The 18038-nt window shown below is 52.7% G+C and carries 18 protein-coding genes; 9 read left to right on the top strand and 9 right to left on the bottom strand.

Features of this window, described 5'->3' with window-relative positions; translation table 11 throughout:
* Positions 1-178: 178 nt before the first annotated feature.
* On the bottom strand, positions 179-670 hold the full coding sequence (locus ACQ4W7_RS28710; protein ID WP_436535111.1) for a helix-turn-helix transcriptional regulator: 492 nt from the start codon (positions 668-670) through the stop codon (positions 179-181).
* A gap of 286 nt (positions 671-956) precedes the next feature.
* On the opposite strand from ACQ4W7_RS28710, the gene ACQ4W7_RS28705 reads away from it, so the two are divergent.
* From ACQ4W7_RS28705 to ACQ4W7_RS28665, 9 genes are all read left to right on the top strand, one after another.
* Positions 957-1577: an SEL1-like repeat protein gene (locus tag ACQ4W7_RS28705; RefSeq protein WP_436535109.1), complete on the top strand. Its 621-nt coding sequence runs from the start codon at positions 957-959 to the stop codon at positions 1575-1577.
* A 253-nt stretch (positions 1578-1830) separates the two neighbouring features.
* The gene (locus ACQ4W7_RS28700) at positions 1831-2127 is read left to right on the top strand and encodes a hypothetical protein (protein WP_436535107.1); all 297 of its coding nucleotides are present in this window, start codon (positions 1831-1833) and stop codon (positions 2125-2127) included.
* A 288-nt stretch (positions 2128-2415) separates the two neighbouring features.
* Positions 2416-2676, top strand: a complete 261-nt coding sequence (locus ACQ4W7_RS28695; protein ID WP_436535105.1) for a hypothetical protein — start codon at positions 2416-2418, stop codon at positions 2674-2676.
* Entirely contained in the window at positions 2673-2969 is a 297-nt protein-coding gene (locus tag ACQ4W7_RS28690; RefSeq protein ID WP_436535103.1) for a hypothetical protein, read from the top strand. Before ACQ4W7_RS28695 ends, ACQ4W7_RS28690 begins: the two co-directional genes overlap by 4 nt.
* Positions 2966-4045 (top strand): replication initiator protein A, encoded by a 1080-nt coding sequence (locus tag ACQ4W7_RS28685; protein ID WP_436535101.1) that lies wholly within the window; start codon positions 2966-2968, stop codon positions 4043-4045. The genes ACQ4W7_RS28690 and ACQ4W7_RS28685 overlap by 4 nt, the downstream gene beginning before the upstream one ends.
* A 573-nt stretch (positions 4046-4618) precedes the next feature.
* Complete coding sequence (locus tag ACQ4W7_RS28680; RefSeq protein ID WP_436535099.1) at positions 4619-4924, top strand: hypothetical protein; 306 nt, start codon at positions 4619-4621, stop codon at positions 4922-4924.
* A 302-nt stretch (positions 4925-5226) separates the two neighbouring features.
* Complete coding sequence (locus tag ACQ4W7_RS28675; RefSeq protein WP_436535097.1) at positions 5227-5916, top strand: ParA family protein; 690 nt, start codon at positions 5227-5229, stop codon at positions 5914-5916.
* Complete coding sequence (locus tag ACQ4W7_RS28670) at positions 5913-6281, top strand: hypothetical protein (RefSeq protein ID WP_436535095.1); 369 nt, start codon at positions 5913-5915, stop codon at positions 6279-6281. The genes ACQ4W7_RS28675 and ACQ4W7_RS28670 overlap by 4 nt, the downstream gene beginning before the upstream one ends.
* Before the next feature lie 382 nt (positions 6282-6663).
* Positions 6664-6924, top strand: a complete 261-nt coding sequence (locus tag ACQ4W7_RS28665) for a HigA family addiction module antitoxin (RefSeq protein WP_436535093.1) — start codon at positions 6664-6666, stop codon at positions 6922-6924.
* Positions 6925-7485: 561 nt separating this feature from the next.
* Here ACQ4W7_RS28665 and ACQ4W7_RS28660 read toward each other — a convergent pair.
* The 8 genes from ACQ4W7_RS28660 to ACQ4W7_RS28625 all read right to left on the bottom strand — a co-directional run.
* The gene (locus ACQ4W7_RS28660) at positions 7486-7731 is read right to left on the bottom strand and encodes a hypothetical protein (protein ID WP_436535091.1); all 246 of its coding nucleotides are present in this window, start codon (positions 7729-7731) and stop codon (positions 7486-7488) included.
* 188 nt (positions 7732-7919) lie between these two features.
* On the bottom strand, positions 7920-10055 hold the full coding sequence (locus tag ACQ4W7_RS28655; RefSeq protein ID WP_436535089.1) for a peptidase domain-containing ABC transporter: 2136 nt from the start codon (positions 10053-10055) through the stop codon (positions 7920-7922).
* A 30-nt stretch (positions 10056-10085) separates the two neighbouring features.
* Complete coding sequence (locus tag ACQ4W7_RS28650) at positions 10086-11393, bottom strand: HlyD family secretion protein (protein ID WP_436535087.1); 1308 nt, start codon at positions 11391-11393, stop codon at positions 10086-10088.
* Positions 11394-11873: 480 nt separating this feature from the next.
* Positions 11874-12089, bottom strand: coding sequence for a hypothetical protein (locus tag ACQ4W7_RS28645; protein WP_436535085.1), 216 nt, complete (start codon positions 12087-12089; stop codon positions 11874-11876).
* 294 nt (positions 12090-12383) lie between these two features.
* Positions 12384-12827, bottom strand: coding sequence for a DUF6444 domain-containing protein (locus tag ACQ4W7_RS28640; protein WP_436535083.1), 444 nt, complete (start codon positions 12825-12827; stop codon positions 12384-12386).
* A 1678-nt stretch (positions 12828-14505) separates the two neighbouring features.
* Positions 14506-15429, bottom strand: a complete 924-nt coding sequence (locus ACQ4W7_RS28635) for a tyrosine-type recombinase/integrase (protein WP_436535081.1) — start codon at positions 15427-15429, stop codon at positions 14506-14508.
* A gap of 458 nt (positions 15430-15887) precedes the next feature.
* Positions 15888-17393 carry a hypothetical protein gene (locus ACQ4W7_RS28630; protein ID WP_436535079.1) on the bottom strand — a complete coding sequence of 502 codons (1506 nt, stop codon included), beginning with the start codon at positions 17391-17393 and terminating at the stop codon, positions 15888-15890.
* A gap of 447 nt (positions 17394-17840) precedes the next feature.
* Positions 17841-18038: hypothetical protein (locus ACQ4W7_RS28625; RefSeq protein ID WP_436535077.1), on the bottom strand; the 198-nt coding region annotated here is incomplete at its 5' end.

Here is an 18038-nt window from a genome sequence, read left to right as displayed (position 1 = left end):
CGCCAGCGGCGCCACTCGCGCCTCGGCAATGTTCCGCCCGCGTTGTTTGCTGAAAAATTCAGCAAACAACCACAGGCGGCTTGAAACAAGAGTGTCCGCTATTGACAGTACACCTCAATGACCGAATTGACGCTTTACCGGGTACCCACGTTTGCAAATCGAAAACAAGCGGCTACAACTACAACCAGAGATCGCTCCGTGTACTCCCTAGCTGGCCGGCCAGCTGCGCGACGAATGTCCAAATATGAGCAGGCTCGATTCCTTCCAGATGAGCAGTTTCCTCTACCGCCATCACTACTATCTGCAGAGGCGTTTCGTTCAAAAAATGGAGTAAGTATGATTTATGGTTAGCCGGTACTTGACCAGTAGCTAAAGCCTGTTGTAACTGATCGCTGGTTAGCTCCCCTCTGTAGCTGACACTTGCATTTTTTGCCGCCATCCACAAGCCGTGCTTTTTTTCCCTCGCATTGATGGATAGTGGACCGAAATTGAGCCCAACTATTCTCAGAAGATTGACCGTGCGTTTGAAACTTAAGTCGCTAATGGTCCCGGCCTCAAGCTGATGCACTGTTTGACGTGATAGCCCCGCCAATTTCGCTAGGCGTTGCTGTGTTAATCCGACGGCCAACCGACGAGCACGAACTGCTTTCCCGACCTCGTAGATGTCCATGAGCTGCTTTCTTTAGATGTATAAAATATTTTACATTAATTTTATAATCCCTAGATACGTTTAGCCTTAGCTGCGTCGCCAAAAATTTATTTTTTATTATTTTGTGGGTGCTATGAGGGGAGGACAAGGGAAACGGGAAAAATAGTACGCTAAGTACGTTGCGCAAACGATCGTTTGCGCAACGGCTTAGTATGGCTCTTTTTCGAATTCTGTGGGCATCCCTTGTACACTGTTTAATTCAATGAGGGCCAGTTAGCGGCATGGCGCTCCTTTAGTCACCTATACTATGAATGTGCAAACCGTGATGCTCTATCAATCGTTTTTGTGGTTCCGTCCTTCTCTTTTTCTCAGGCTTCTCTTTGCTGCAAGCATTGGGCTGACCAGTTGTATAGCTACCGCGCAAGAAAAATATATTGATTCAGATGAGTTATTGAGACGTATAGTGAACACCGATTTAAATAACGGCGACGCTGCAACTAAGACGCGGTTTGAAAGCGATTATCACGAACTGATGACGCGCTCGAATGCCCGTGAACCTTTGGCGATGCACAATTACGGATGGTATCGTTTTCAGTTTTGCGTCGCAGTGAAAAATACAGGCATTAGTGTTGATTCCCTTCCTATGTGTACACAAGCATTCGCTGACTTGAGAGCGTTAGCGATGAATACGGAATACGCAATCGTATTCGTAGTGCCATCAGCCATGTCGATTCTTGGTGAAATGTACAAAGATGGTATAGGAACGAAGGCATCTCGCTATCTCGCTTCCGACTGGTTCATACGGTCCTCGCAACAGCGCTCCTCCAACGGTGATCGTGAAGGAGCGATCCGCGCCCTGGAAGAAGCGTTAAGCTTGGTTCCTGATCATCCAGCTGGCGCAGACTTGCGCAAGAAACTATTGAAATAGGAGTGAACAGGGAAAACGGGAAAAATAGTATGTGAAGTATGTTGCGCAAACGATCCTTTGCGCACGAACAGCGGTTTTAACCGTTCACCGGGCGCAGGTCATTGCGAAAATCTGTTGCGGTTACCAATGCTATCGCAACAGGTCTTTGCAACGGTCAAGGGCGTCGCTCCCTCTGTTCCGCCTTGGCTAACGGGCATTAGCGTACGATTTTTTCCGTTTCCCCTGTTCTCCCCAGATACGAAACGAGAGGGAGTTGGCGTTTGAATCGGGCTTTACGGGTACGCGTGGCGAGGTGACGTGGCGAGCTAGGATGCGGCGCCTGCAGGAGTTGGGATTCATCGACATCAAGCCTGGTTTGGCCAGTGAGATGCAATATGTTCTTATCTGGAATCCGGTGCATGCGATTGCGGCTGTCTACGAGCGAGAAAAAATGCCTGATGACCTGGCGTACTCAGCACTGAAAGCGCGTCTTATTGAGGTTGGCGCGGACGACTTGGAGGACGCGCCGGAGCAGCGTCGCGACGATGAAGACCGCGACCCATGGAAGTAGCTTTTCCAAGCAATACGCCGGCTCAGCGCTTCTTTCGCCGCGCCTGACAAAGTAGCGCCGGCCGTTGTGTATATGGTGGACTAGCTTTTGCAGATTCATTGTCGAACTCTCCTCGTCCCCATGATGCAGCGCGCATTGAACAACGTTTTTGAACCCGGCTGCAAAAATATTGTTGTGCTATCGACGGCGCGGAACGGGTTTTATGTCAAATGGGATAATAATTCTTGTATCCGGGTGCTATTGTCGGCTACAGTCTCTGTATTCCGCAGCAATTTAGGACCGTACATCATGGATGAACAGAAACGCCGCGCCGGCCGGCCGGCCGGATCGGGCGCGCAACTGCCGCCCATCGAGCGCAACCGCAAGACCCGGCAGAAACGCGCCGTGGACGGCTCGACCAGGTTGGATTTTTTTCTCGACCCGCCCCAGGCCGGCCAGCTTGCCGAATTGATGGAGCAATGGGATATGGCCACCCGCAAGGAAGTGGTACAGCACGCGCTGGACATCGTGCATCAGACCGTAGCGAAAAATCGGAAGGCTCCAGCATGAAGTGCAGCTATGAAGTTATCCCGCGCCCGGTGGAGCTGGGCGGCGGCTGGCGGCTTAGGATGCTTGAGAACGGCGAAGAAGTCGGCGGAGGCGTGTTCCCTATCGTCCTGGACGATCCGCAAGCCGGCGTGACCTGGTGGAACGACTGCGGCGAGCCAGAGCGCGGCCATTGGCTGGCCGTGGCTAAGTCGGCCGTACCTGCTGACGCGTGGGCAGCGTACCAGCTGGCCGAGGCGCACGCCGACGCGGAAGAAACCGCCTATGACTGGCTTGATTCCAGGGCAAGCGTATGAGCGTGAACAAGTCTCAGGCAATGGCTAATATCCAGGCCCGCGCCGACGCCGCCCTGGCGGCGAGCGTAGCACGCGGCCAGACGGACCTGTTTGGCGATGCGGAGCCGGCAGCGCCGGCGCCGCCGGCCGACATCGAGCAACCGCCGGCAGCGCCGGCAGCGCCGGCCAAGGACGTGGCCAAGGTCGCCGGCAAACGCGCCAAGCTCTTGCCCGTGCGGCATGTGGAGCGTGATTTCTTCCTTTGCGATATGTTCGACTACGCCATGAAAGACGATGGCGCGAGCATGGAAGCGCCAATTTTCACGCTGTCCACCAAGCCAGATCTGTCTGTTTGGCATTGGGAAAGCCAGGATGGAAACCGGGCGTTGACCGTCACGCCTAGCGTGATGGGGCGGGCAACAATGTTCGATAAGGACGTGCTGATTTATGTCATTTCGCAGATGACCGAAGCCCTCAACTGCGATCGGCAGGACGCTAAAAACAGGACCGTCCGTTTCGTCGTGTACGACTACCTGGTGACGACCAACAAGACAACAGGCGGCAAGGACTATAAGCGACTGGAAGCGACCCTTGAACGCCTGACTGGTACACGGATCAAGACCGACATCAAGACAGGCGGCACTAGGGTCAAGGAAGGTTTCGGCTTGATCGATACTTGGACCATCGTGGAAAAATCTCCGGATAACGAGCGCATGATCGCGGTGGAAATCACACTGTCGAAGTGGTTATTCAACGCGGTCCAGGCTCACGAGGTGCTGACGATCCACCGCAACTACTTCCGCCTGCGCAAGCCACTTGAGCGCCGTCTGTACGAGCTAGCCCGGAAGCATTGCGGCAACCAGGCAGCATGGACCATCGGTCTAGAGTTGTTGCGGGAGAAATGCAGCGCCCATAGCCACATTCGTGCATTCCGTAGCCAGGTCCAAGCTATTGAAGCCGGCGACACCTTGCCAGAATACCGACTGATCTACAGCCGAGAGAAAGACCAGGTGACATTCTATATTCGGGATGCCAAAAAGATAATGGCGGCCGTGGCATCAGGAAAAAGCAAACTCCCAGGGGCTCAATTCTCGTAACAAGCAAACACAGTATCGGGTTATCACTGACACCCTCAGCTAACTGGGTATCGTGGTTTCATTGACGGCTGTGGATAGTATCGGGTTATCACTGACGCTTTCCTGTGGATAGTATCGGGTTATCACTGACGGGACATTCGGGGTATCACTGACGCGCCATTTTCGTAGAGTCAGTGTAGGCGCGGCTTCCCGCACGATATCCACAGCTGTAACAACGCGCGCGTTTTTTAACTCTTTTTAAAATCTTTAACGCAAAGACGCGGCCTGCGGCCGGGGCACCCCGCTGCGCGAGGTTCCCCCGATCAAGTCGGCTCCCCCTCCTGATTGTCAACAGCCCGCAAGCGGGCTAAGAACGCGCCAATGCGCGTACTTACGAAAACCCTATACTCGGCGGCCTCGGGTCATCACACAAGCAGTCGGCTACCCACGGATAAGAACCCAACTGTCAACAATCGGACGGTCTGGAGGACCGCCGTCATGGGCAGGGGTGGCCCTAACGGGCCATCCTCGCTCCTTCGCCTACGGCTTCAGTCCTCGGACTCAAATCGCCCCTGCAGGCATCATTTAGGCCAGTTGTTTAGCTTTCAGATGGCGGGTGGGATATGTCTCGGCAAGATAATAGGCCTGGGGCTTGCCTATAGCCTCGTCAGCACCTTTTTGTCGAGTGGGCCTGCCCTCACCCTGGCCACGGATAAAAACCCCGCTCAGGGCGTTTTACCGTGGGCGGATTTGGTTGGGGAGGTTGGTTTAATCGGCATGCGCGTTGACGCTGGGTTTTCAGGTCCAAAGGTGCCCACCATGGAACTGATCCATGAAATGCTGGAACGGGCGAAGAAAGAAGGCTGGGGCTATATCGGCGACCCTAAGACTGATTATTGATGGCCGCCCGCTGCATAGTCATCATGATGCTTGGGGCTCGGAACGGCCGCCGCCGGCGTGATGATGAACTCCCAGGCACTCGTGTTTTCACACACGCCCTGTCGCCCCCAGGTTACTCAATTTGACTAATTTCCTAATGCGGCTGATCAGATCAACTTTGTTAGCGCTACGTTGCCGGCCAGCTCTTTATCGAACAGCTGCTTATCCGTTCTTATGATGTAGGCGAGTACCATGAATCTACTAGTAGCATTCAATATCCTATTTTGGTAACATATGGTACCACCATATATCTAGAGGTACTAATGCCTACCATTGTCTTTGTTTCGCCGAAGGGCGGCGCCGGCAAAACCACGTCCTCGCTTATATTGGCTGAGCAGCTGTCCCGCAGTGCTGACGTCACTATCATTGATGCAGATCCGAACCGCCCAATCGAGAGTTGGGCCAAGGGTGGCGCCAAGCCTGAGCACCTGCACATCATTGCTGACGCCGACGAAGAGAACATCATCGAACGAATTGAAGATGCGGCTGTGCGTACGCCTTTTGTGATCGTCGACTTGGAAGGGACAGCTTCGAAGATCGTGCTTATGGCCATCAGTCAGGCAGACTTGGTTATTGTGCCCACCCAAGGTAGTCAGCTCGACGCCGAGCAAGCTGGGCGCGCTTTCCGCGTGATCGCCCAACAGGAAAAAATGAGCCGACGCAAGGTACCTTACTCGGTGCTGTTAACCAGGACGAATAGCGCCATCCGCACCAGAACTCTAGCCCACATCGAAAAGGGTCTGATTGCGGCCGGAATTCCGGTTTTCAATACGGAACTTAACGAACGCGAAGCCTTCCGTGCCATGTTTTCATTCAGGCAACCTCTGTCGGGTCTCAGCGTTAGCGACGTCGCCAACCTTGACAAGGCCGTATCGAACGCCGAGCAGTTCGCACAGGAGGTCATTGCAACCCTTCGTGGCGCACATCAGCAGAGTCCGGAGGTGTTAGCATGATCGAGCGAGCAAACCCATTTGGTGACTTAGGCGACTTTACGCCAGCACCGGCAAAGCCCAAAGCTGACCATGCCGTGATTGACCACGTCGCGGAAGCGCATGGTTTTCCAAGCCGCCAACCGGCGAAAAAGCCTGTACCAGAGGCATCGACTACGCCGCAGCCCACATCGGCTCGGGTCACGGAAAAACCACAGTTGCCCAGCCGCCGCCGGATTACTGGCCGCAGCGAACAGGTCAACATCAAGACTACGTTCGCAGCCAAGAAACGACTGATGGAAATCTCAGTGGAACGGGATATGCCCTTAGGCGAAATCCTCGAGCAGGCCCTCGACGCTTTGGAAAAGTCATGGGTTAAGGCTGCTTGATTAGAACTTTGGTATCTCATGGTACCATCAAATACTATCTAGTACCCTTTAATACTTAAAGATATACCATTGGAAAAAGAACGGTGAAATACAGGGCAGGATATGTGAATGTAGCTACATTCACTCCTGCAATTTCGCACTACCGTGTTCAATTGAATAGCCTAACGCTGCTCTGGACGTGCTTTAGACGTGCTCTGAACGTGTTCTTGGAGTGCTCTGGACTTGCTTTAGAATATCATTGAGATGTACTTAAATTTTCTAAAAGGACGAGATTTGAGATTGAGGGCAGGATACGCATGCTTGTGTTAAATCCAATGGAATTGAGCTGTAAGCCCCATTTTTGGCTATCCCGACTATTATTAAATTTTTACGGATTTTTACTATGAGTCACCAGCACAACCCGCCGCATCCCGGCGAAGTAATTAGAGAGTTTCTCGGTGAAATGACAATTCCCGATGCAGCTACGCGCTTGGGTGTTGACCATGTCACGCTTCAACAGGTGATCACTGGGGCGGTAGGAATTTCTCATGATATGGCGCTTCGCCTTGGCGATATTTTCGGTACCAGTTCAGAACTTTGGAGCGAAATGCAGCTGCAATTTGACTTGTATCAGGCAGGAAAAATTAAGCATCCAAAAAATTGAACGTATACCTAGATTCTCAGTACCCAATGCCAGAAACGAGCGGGTATAGCGCGGAGGATACCCATTTTGATGAGGATATTTATCCAAGGAGACCTGTTTTCGCTATGTTTATGCTCTGTTCTTGACTGTTTTTGCTCTGCCTTTGCTCTGTTTTTACTACGGTTTTGCTCTACTTTTTTATGTATCTGCTCTGTGTTTGCTACAAATATATATATGAAGGAAAGTGAGGGCAGGATACGCAAGCTTGTGTTAACTTGGGCCAAATTAGATATGAAATATGCAATTTCGATGCAAATATTTTGATCGAATCGGACATCGATTCTCACGCTAGATGTAGCGGCTCGCGTTTGAAAGTGGCCATGCTCGCATTCGACGCGTTTCCCAGCTCAGATTAAGTGCAAATGACGGACGGTTCGTGCTCGCGCTATCTGCAAATATGCTCGCAATCCATGGTGCCGGCTCGCATTCGACGTCAACGTGCTCGCGCTAACTGCAAAGGAAATACGCCTACGCCGACAGGCCGCTTTCGACCCATTGCGGACCTTCGACAGCCGACAGTGGCTATAGCGGCTGGGTCGTTTGCGCCTCGTATGATGCGTACGGGCCAATGAAAACGAAGTCGGTAATTAATGTCTCGATCAACTTTGACTGCGTCGGAAACTCCGCAGAGAAATCCATCCATGCTTCCATGACGAAGGCGTCCCACCGGTACGGGTCAAGTTCGTGAATTTGGCCATCCGCAATATCGATGAAGCTGAAGCCACGGCGTCTCACTTCCGCAACTGCCCTTAAACGCAGCTGCTTCATGACCGTCTCCGAGTGTTGCCGGGCCCAGTGCTTGTAACCTAATAGGTACTTTGTACTGCACCATTAGTGTCCTGTCTGGCAAGTGGGAGGCGATGCGCCAAGACTTGCAGTAGCCGAGGGTGAAGATCGTGACGCGTGCGGTCAGTCATGAGCTGGGGCATTTGCATCCGCCGCTGCACTGAATTGGCCTACGCGGCGTCCTTTACCTCCTGCATAACATCCTGCACGACCTTGCCCTGATGCAGCACCACCACCCGCTGCGCCATCGCAATGGTTTCAGGCCGATGCGCAACGATCACGCGCGTCAGCTTGATCTTCTGGATCGCGGCGTTCACCGCGTGCTCGTTCCATACATCCAGGTGACTGGTTGCTTCGTCGAGTACTAGCAGTTTCGGATTGCAGTACAGCGCGCGCGCCAGCAGGATACGCTGCTTCTGGCCGCCCGACAGGCCGCTGCCGATATCGCCCACCAGGGTATTGAAACCCATCGGCATGGCGACAATTTCTCCGTGCACGGCCGCCAGCTGCGCACAAGCCTGCACTTGCTGCTGGTTCGGCGATGGCGCAAAGAAGCTGATATTGTCGGCGATCGAGCCGGCAAACAGGCTGTCTTCCTGCATAACGGTGCCCAGCAGTTGCCGGTAGTTCTTCATGCCCAGGTTGGCCAGGGTCACGCCGCCGATCAGGATCTCGCCTTCGGACGGCTCCAGCAAGCCCAGCAGCAGTTTCATCAGGGTCGTCTTGCCACAACCCGACGGGCCGGTCACGGCGATGCACTGGCCTGCAGGAATACTCAGGTTCAGGCCACTCAAGACATATGGTTCGCTGTCGGCATAACGAAACGCCAGGTTGCGGATCTCGATCGATGGCGAAATATGCTCGACGTCGATTTCCACGTCGTTGCTGTCTTCTTCTGCTTTGGTCAACACGATATCGGCCACCCGTTCGCCATGTAGGCGCAGCATGCGCAGTTCGAACAGCTTGTCGACCAGGCTGGCCATGCGCTGGCTGAACTGATCCTTGTAGCTGATAAAGGCGAACAGCATGCCAACCGAAAAACGGTTGTCGAGCACTGCCAGCGCGGCCATCCAGATAATGATGACACGTTCGGCGCTGAATAAAAATGTATTGGCGGTCTGGTACGACACCGACAAGCGGGCGATGCGCAGGTCGGCGTTGAACTGGTCGGCCAGCGCATTCATCCAGCTGGCGCGGCGCTCTTCATTGCGGCCGAACAGGCGGATGCTCTGGATGCCGCGCACCGATTCGAGGAAGTGCGTCTGCTGCTTGGCGGCGTGGATGATCTGCTCGGCGGTCGCCTCGCGCAGGGCCTTGAAGATGGCCCAGCGCAGCAGCACGTACAACACCACCGCGATGCAGGCCACGCCGGCCAGCAGCGGACTGTAGATCAGCATCATGCCCAGGGTGGCCAGCACCAGCACGCCATCGATCGCGCCTTCGACAAATTGCGTCGTCAGGCTGCGCTGCATGGTCTGGATCGAATTGAAGCGCGAGACGATGTCGCCCGTGTGGCGCTTCTCGAAATACGGCAGCGGCAACTTTAAAAGGTGAGCGAACGCATTGCCCAGCCATTGCAGGTTCAAATTGGTGGCCAGTACGGTGGTGATCCACGAGCGCACGGCGCCGATTGCCGTCTGTATCAGCACCAGCAGCAGAAAGCCGCAACCGAGTACCGTGATCAGGTCGCGATCGGCCGCCAGCAGCGCTTCGTCGACCAGCCACTGCATGTAGAACGGCGCTACCAGCGCGCACACCTGCAAGGCCAGGCCCAGCACCAGCAGTTGCAGCAGGCCGCGCTTGAGGCCCACCACGCGCCCCATCAGCGACAGCAGCGAGAACTGCTGCTTTTCCTCAACCTTTTTGAAGTCGGCGGTCGGCGTCAGCTCCAGCGCCACGCCCGTAAAGTGCTTCGCCACTTCCGCCAGCGGCAAACGGCGTTCGCCGACGGCCGGATCGTGGATCACCGCATGGCTGCCGGAGACCGATTTGAGCACCACGAAATGGTTCAGGTCCCAGTGCAAAATCGCCGGCAGTTTCAGCTCGGGCAGATGCTGCATGTCCAGTTTCAGCGGCCGCGTGTGCAGTGCCAGTCCCTGCGCCATCGCCATCAGGCCTTTCAGGGTCACGCCTTTCAATGACACCGAAAAGCGCCGGCGCATGCTGGAGATATCGATCTGGTGGCCCCAGTAGCTGGCCACCATGCACAAGCTGGCCAGGCCGCATTCGGCTGCTTCCGTTTGCAGCAACACGGGCAGGCGATTGCTGCGCCAGAAGGACAAATGGGCAAGAGAGGGTAAATGCATCGGGCGCAACCAAAAAGGGAATGTGAAGGCTTACAGACGACCGGAAATACTGAACAGCGGTTCGAGCACCCATTCATACAGGCGACGCTGTTCCAGCAGCACGCTGGCGTCGACCAGCATGCCGGACTTCAAGGGCAGCGTTTCGCCGTACGCCTGCACGCTCTGGCGCTGCAGGCGCAAACGGATGCGGTACAACGGTTCGCCATTGGTGCCGCTGACGGCGCCCGGCACGGCCAGCTCTTCCGGCCGCAGCGAGGTGCTGGCCACTTCGCGCACCTGCGCCGGATACTGGCCGAATTTTTGGTACGGATAGGCCTGGTAGCGCAGCAGCACCTGCATGCCCGGTTTGATAAAGCCGACCGAGCGCGACGGCGCATAGATTTCCGCCTCCAGTTCCGCGCCCATCGGCAGCACCGAGGCCAGCACGCTGTTGGCCGCCACCGTCTGGCCGATTTCGGTGGTGATCGCGGTGACCTTGCCGTCTTGCGCGGCGCGCACCAGGATCTCGCGACGCGCCTCGTTTTCCGTCAGGTCCTGCTCGATGGCCGACACATTGCGCTGCAGGTTTTCGGCATCACGCTGGGCCTGCACCTGCAGGTCGCGCACATCGGCTTCGGCGGTGGCCAGGTCGCGCCCGCTGGCCGACTTGATGCGCTGCAGTTCGGCCAGGCGCTGGTGCTGGTCCAGCAGTTCGGCCTGCTTGTCCTGCAACTGGGCAGACGAGATGTAATTGGTGGCGTGCAGGTCGCTGTAGCGTTTATAGGACTGCTCGGCCAGGGTGATGCGGCGCTGCTGCAGCACGATCTGGTCTTCCATGCGGGCGATCTCGGCCGTCAGGTCGCTGGCGCGGCGCTGGCCGGCCGCCATGCGCTGGCGCGACTGCAGGCTCGATTGTTTCAACTCCGCGTCATAGCTGTCGCGCCGGCTTTTCAGCAAGGTCGACACCACTTGCTGCGGCGCACCGGCATTCGCGCTGCTGCGCTCGCCTGACAGCACGAACAGCACCTCGCCGGCACGCACGCTCTGGCCTTCCTTCACGCGCGCCTCGGTAATCACGCCGGACTGGCCCGGCATGACGCGAATCACGCCGCTGATCGGCAGCAGCACGCCTTGCGACTGCGCCTTGCGGGTGGTGCTGAAGAAAATGAAAAAAGCGATGATGGCAAGCGCGATGGCCAAAAACAGCAGTGTCAAAAAAAGATGGCTGACAGGCCGCGCCAGGATGACCGTGCCATATTGGCGCGTGCTGACATGCTCGAGGGCTTGCTGGCGGAACAGAGGCTGGACAGCTTGAGGCGCGGCTGGTGGCGACGCCGCTGCACTGGGTTGATCACGCAAGATAAGTGCTTTTCGAATGAAATATCGCTCAGAGAAGAGCTCAATAATAAAAACTTTTAAAATAATTTATTTTAGGAATTTTAAATAATCTTCAGACCATATTAATTATTGCAATTTTACTATTGTAGCGCCAAAGCAGTACAGAAATACTCGACGATTTAATGTGGTGAATATGCATGCTAACCATTTTACATCTTCATAAACTATTTCTTCAAAAATAAGTTATTTTATTAAACTTGCCACAAAATACTAAATTTTTTCAAAATAATAATAAATTTAATAATTTAAGTGCAAATGTAAAAAAGAAAAATATTTTTCTCAGAAGAACTTCATAAGATTAATAAAAAATATTCGGGTAAATAAAAATAAACTATTATTTTATTAAAATTTAACATTATCATACAATGATAATTAGTTAATTAATACATAAGTCTTGGCTACATTTAAAGTAGCCAAGATTAAGTAAATGATTTATTGAGGCTAGTTAGCTTCCATGAAGACACTAAGACCTGCGCCGTACACAGCGCCGATAAATCCTCCGGCGGCTGCAAGTGGAGCACTTCCAATTCCGAAACCAATCATGCCACCGACAAGCGCTCCACGGCCAGCATAGTCCATTGCCGTCCCTACGCCAGACCAAAAACCTGCTCCTGATACGAGATCAACCTCTTGCTCAGTCATTTCCATATATTGCATATAAACCTTTCAACTTAATTAAAATTTTGATAATATAAATAAACAATACTCTCAATAATGTCAGAAACAATAAATACGAAATAACATATAGTTATAATCAAAAAATTCATTGTTTCAACATATTTCTACTTCTTGAGAATTTTCATCATAACAGGAGAATGAAAATAGAAAATCACACATTGTCACAAAACGTAATATTTTTTACAAAATTATAAATTACTATAATTTAATTACGATGTTATGAATCTTTGTGACTGTTCAGCAGCTAAGCAATCAGCTCGAGAAGATTGCCGGCTAATACGCGCATACGGCAGCATTTGGCATTGCGTCAAATGCACGCCCAAGGCCCGCACGTTGGGTACGTATTAGCTGTTCGGTAACGTCGTCGGGTAATTTGCTGACATGGGCCTGGCCGCAGCGGCAGATCACCGTCAGCGTAAGGTGCTCGATGACGTTAAATACAGTGGCTGGCACGTCGATGATCTGGAGCCGTGCAGCCACCACGGCCTGCTCCAGTGGCAGCGCGCCGTGGCAACGTATGCCCTGCTGCGGCAACGGGTTATTAGCCATCTCAGTCGGATCGGCGACGCGTTTGAAAGTCGTGCAGGTGTGACAGGCTTGGCCGCCGGGCGGCTTGCAAGACGGCTTCTTGACCAAGCCATCGGACGACGGCGGCTTGCTCAAATTCTGGCTGGCCTTATTGACCTTTGACTCCAGCGGATCTAGGCGCGCAAACAAACTCAGAATGAATGCGTCTTTTCGTCGTGAGAGAGGATCGAAGATCGGGAATCGTTGGTTTCTTTGCCATTGCCTGCATGATGAACTTATCAGAAACAGTTTACAACCTTTTTATTGCTGATATAGCGGCAGAACAGTCATTAATCGGTAAAGGTAGCGAATCCAGGGGCGTTCACTAGAGTTTTAAAAGGGGAGGTGACGGTTTTAAAAACTTCATCGATAGGGAATAGCTGATTTTTTTGAATTTTCTTCCAAAAATAATATGTAAGTCTTTGATTTTTAAGAAAGCGAATTTTCATAAATTGAATTAATCAATACTCACTTATCCATGGAAGCATTGCTGCTGCATTGGCTAAATTTCCGCTAAATTATTAACCAGTTTCTAAAATATTAATATTAATTAATCTTAATTTTTAAGCATTTGTAATAAAAATAAGCAAAATATCCAAATAAAACAAACAACGCCATCCCAGATAAAAATCTTAAAGGATTTGAATTATTAAAAAAATAAACTAAAGATAATCCAGATAAAGAAAATAAAAAAGATAGCAAAAAACCAGAAATTAAAAAAAATATACTTTTTTCTCTCGAAAATTTATCCACATTATTAAAAATCATTATTATTCCTTTTATATAGAAAGATGGTTTCTATTATACTGGAACCTTCATACTTTACATTATGTACTATTTATTATGCAACTGCAACTGCAACTGTGTGTTGGCGCCGACGATTTTTTGACCCAAGCGGCTGACATTTGGTAACCCACGTCGATAGCCAGAAAACCCGCGTGCAGCAACGGTTCCAGAGGTTTTGAGGTGGGTCAGTTGGAATCGTAACGTCGGCGCAAACAGCTGGGCTACCAGACGCCCGAGCAAGTCTACCGCGACGGGGTTGGCGGCGGTGCGCTGATCGTCGACCGGTTTGGTGACGGCAAGAAGAAGTCACAAGAAGAGAGCAATACGGGTCAGCGCCTAGCAGCTGAAGCAGTGGAAACGGGCACAGCTTAAATTAGTCGGGAAAGTATCTTGACTGATGGATCCACTTTACAGTTCAGAGCTTCGGAGCGGGATGCAACTGCAATTTGACTTGTCTTAGAAAGAAAAAATGATGTGAATTAGTCTTTTAAGAGACAAAAAAATGAATTTTTTTGTCTCTCTAGGGATTTTCAATTATTTCTTGAAAGACAAAAAAATCACTAATTCTGTCTTTCGCGGCATTTATGTTAGCGGGCCATTGGTCGAGCATTCGAGAAGACGGGCAAGATTAATTTGCATATCTCCTCCTCGCGATCCGGCTACTTCTTGCTTTTGGGTTTGTTGGGCGCTTGCGTCAAGGCCGAGGCCGCGACGCTGCGTTGTGCAGGCGTTGACTTTGGGTTGGACAGAATCTTGCTTGCCTTCGATGCGACAGGCGCTGACGTCTGCTCGTTGCTCTTCTTCGATGTTGCCATGTGAACCTCCAGATAAATTGACGGTAACCACAAAAAACTACATGTTGATATAAAAACGCTTAAAGCAACTAAATGTAGTGATATTGATTGTACGCCATATTTATTCGATATTTACATGATAAGTGAAAAAAAGCTGTATGGTTGTACAGCTACAATGATAGGTAACTCAGGTAATAGTTTAGTGATACGAAAATTATGTCAAACGGCCCGCACGTTAAGTGGAGCGCCTAGTAGTTGACCTTGAAGGTGGGGCTGTCCTCCGGCCGCATTTTCCTGCGGTCGTAGATACGGGTGGTGGCGATGTTGGCGTGCCCCAGCCATTCTTGCACCTTGGCGATGTCGGCCTCATGCTCCAGCGCGTTGGTCGCGGCGGTCGCCCGCAGCGCGTGCGGCCCAAAGCCAGCGGCATCGATCTTCAGCGAGGCGGCGTAGCAGGCCAGCATTTTGTAGACGCCGTCGGCCGTGATCGCGGTGCCGCCGACGCGGATGTTGTTACTCACCGGCCGGAACAAGGCGCCCTGGACGTCGCTGGCGTGACCGGCCAATTCCAGATAGATGTTGATGGCCTCTGCGGTGGCGGGATGCAGCGGCAGGTAGCGCAGTTTGCCCCCCTTACCGTGAATACGTAGATGCGTCACGCCACGGCGCTGGTGGATGTCCCCAACGACCAGGGCGCACAGTTCGGCGCGGCGCAGGCCGTGATACAGCAAGGTCGACAGGATGGCGCGGTCGCGCCGGCCTTTCAGCGTGGTCACGTCCGGTGCGTTGAGCAATGAGCGCGCTTGGTGGTCGCCGATAGCCGGCGTCTTGCCTTCCTGGCTGGCCATCTTCGGGCGCTTGACGCCCATGACCGGGTTGCCGGCAATGGCATTGGCCTCGCATAGGAAATCGAACAGGGACGAGAGGGCCGCCAGCTTGCGCCGGATCGTCGCGCCGGCCAGCGTTCGGCGTTCCAGGTCGCGGCGCCAGGCGAGCAGGTGGGCGCGCGTGACGATCCTGAACTGTTCCGGCCGCTCAATGCCGGTGAACGCCATGAACTCGCCCAGGTCTGCCTGGTAGGCGCGGCGTGTCTGCGGATTGTCGATATTGGCGAACCAGGTAAGTGCCGGCGGCATGTCGGCCAACTGGTGGAACTGTATCGCCGTGAGCATCGGTGGTTCTAGGTGTTCATCCAGCGGTGGTCGAGGGCGAAGCAGTGACCTTTTCAAATAAGCCTCCTCAATATCAATCTCAGTAACGGCTCAAATAGGGATTTATCGACTGATCCCGTGATCAATCCCGCCAGAGCCAGCAAAAAGGTCCAGTACAAAACAAGAACCACCAAGCGGACACGCCAGTGGTCATTGCGAAAAAATTCCAACACATGCTTCGGCTTCATCGGATGTCCCGGTATTGATTGATACCGCTATTCTGACGTCACGACCGCTATTCGACTCTGGACATTGTCCTAAATTGCGACGTTATTTTTGCCGGCGATTTGGGTTCGAGGAAATGCGCTTTTTTGCGTCTTGTTTTGCAGGAAGGGCCGCGCTCGTCTATAACTTCCTTCTTTTTACTTTATATTGAACATCATTGAATATCATTAAAAACATTGAAGGGTACGCGAGTGTCAAAATGGTAGATCGTCCCTACTGTGAGTGCTGGCCTTTCGGGGTGTGGCATATGCCTTTTTCTCGGAGGGGCGAAAATCGCCATCCGTTGGCGCAAGCGCTGGCAGGCCATTTTTAATACGAACTTTTTGCACCAGCTCGAACGCTTCGCGATTGTTCTGGTGGATGCGCGCCCAGGCGCCGCTGACGCCCACATTTTTTGGATTGGCGACCCGAAAACGCAGACGATAAATTCCGGCGATCATGGCTGGGTTACCTTGCAAGACAATGGCGGCATAGGTGCCATCAAACACACCTCCCTCTAGCGCCACAGAGTGGCCTAGCGCCCCTGCGGTATTTGCCGTAGCGCCACCAATACCGACTTCGCCCTGGGGCTTGTAGCCGTGCTGAGTGCGGCAATCCAATTCATAAAGCGGCTCGGCATCGGCAGGAATGCCCCCATATTCCTCACCGCTACTGAACTGTTTTTTGTCTGCATTACGATTCAGGACAAGCACTACCTCATACAACATGCCGCAGGACTCTAAAGCAGTCAGTGCTTGGAATACTGGTCCCCCGGCCGCAGCATGTGCATCCCACCATGGTTGTGAAGAAGTCGGTGTAGACCAGGCCCGGGAAAACATTGCAAACGATCCGACCATTCCTGCAGCTTTTGCCCGAATCAGGCGAACCCCTCCGCATAGTTGATTCGCATCAGCTACCGGCTCATAGTGCTGCCATGGGCCCGCGCCCTCTCCGGCTGGACGCACGCCGCCCCAAGTTTCCATATCGTGGACCGCATAGAGCAACAGAAGAAGCCGTGCCGCCACGTCGCCGGCGTTTTTCAGGGCCTTTAAAGGCTGCCCAAAATCGCCGACGCCTTTTACCAAGTTGCCGCCGAACCAGATCCGATCTTCGATGGATTCGCCGAAGTCAGGCAGAATGTACAAGATTCTTCCCCGCTCGGTGGGGCCATCCGGCAAGATTTCTCCCGTTTGATCCTGCCATGTGTCGCGGTCGAACAAAATAGGCCCTAGGTCGACGACTTGCTCAACCATCTGATGGGATTTTCCACTGCGTCCGTTGGAAACGGTTTTTTTCCCCTTGGCACGAATGGTTTTCAGCCGTTCGATGGCGCGATCGACGGGGCCGCCCTTGGTCTTGTTGGCCCCGGTATAGCGGTTTACCGCACTGATGCTCGCTGAAGAATACTGCCCGGTGGCCTCGGTGAATCTGGCTAAGACCAGGTATGAGCAAATTTCGTAGGCGCTGGCCTTGGCGTCCAGCAGCGCATCCAGCACGGCGCGAGGAATGCAGAACGATCCTGGTCCGCTCCCTGCCTCATCGCCTTCATATTTTTTTACCATCAAAATTCCTGAAATTGGGTTTATCCAGAGAACGTGGAGGTTTAATTCAAAATCAGCCCCATCCGTGCAGACGACTTTACTATTGATAACGTATTTTATCAATAGTAAAAAAGTCCTTAAAGACCCCTTCAAGGAAACCCTTAATAGGATGTTTTTCAAGGAGCCTTTAGGACGGCACGGGATTCAAACCCGTGAACATTCACCCAGTCGTCCGCTTCGTAGGGAGATGGCCTTGAGTAGGTACCTTTCGCCGCTGGGGTGGGAGCACATCAACCTGACCGGGGATTACGTTTGGCGCCAGAACCGGAAGATCAATGAGGGGCAATTTCGGCCTTTGCAGACGAGGGGAAATCCTTAGCGTACTATTTTCCGAATTCTGTGGGCGCCCCTACCGCGACCCGGAGGATCCTCAGCATCTATCGCTTAGAAGTCAGTAAGATCATCTCCACACTTGTAGCGAAACCAGTGTAAAGACAATGCAAAATCAATGCAAATTCACAACACACAATCTCGAACAATAAAGGACAGGATGCCGGATGTATATCGCTGTGCTCAATTCATCCAGTGTTTCACCCGCTAGGTCGCTTCGCGCCCGTCGCAGTCGACTCAGGGCTTCGCCCCGAGACCCGTGTCCAAAAACATTACAAACCAATTCATCACTTCGACCTTATGGATAACTTGCAGAAATGTGAGGTACCCTGACTTTTTCGGACACTCTTGTTTGGCAAACTTCACCAACTGGAGAACATATGAAACGCTCAACAACATACACGCCAGAGCTTCGAGAAGAAGCAGTAAAGCTGG

The sequence above is a fragment of the Janthinobacterium algoris genome (assembly GCF_051380935.1).
GTDB lineage: Bacteria > Pseudomonadota > Gammaproteobacteria > Burkholderiales > Burkholderiaceae_D > Janthinobacterium.
This window is presented reverse-complemented; position numbering and strand designations above follow the sequence as displayed.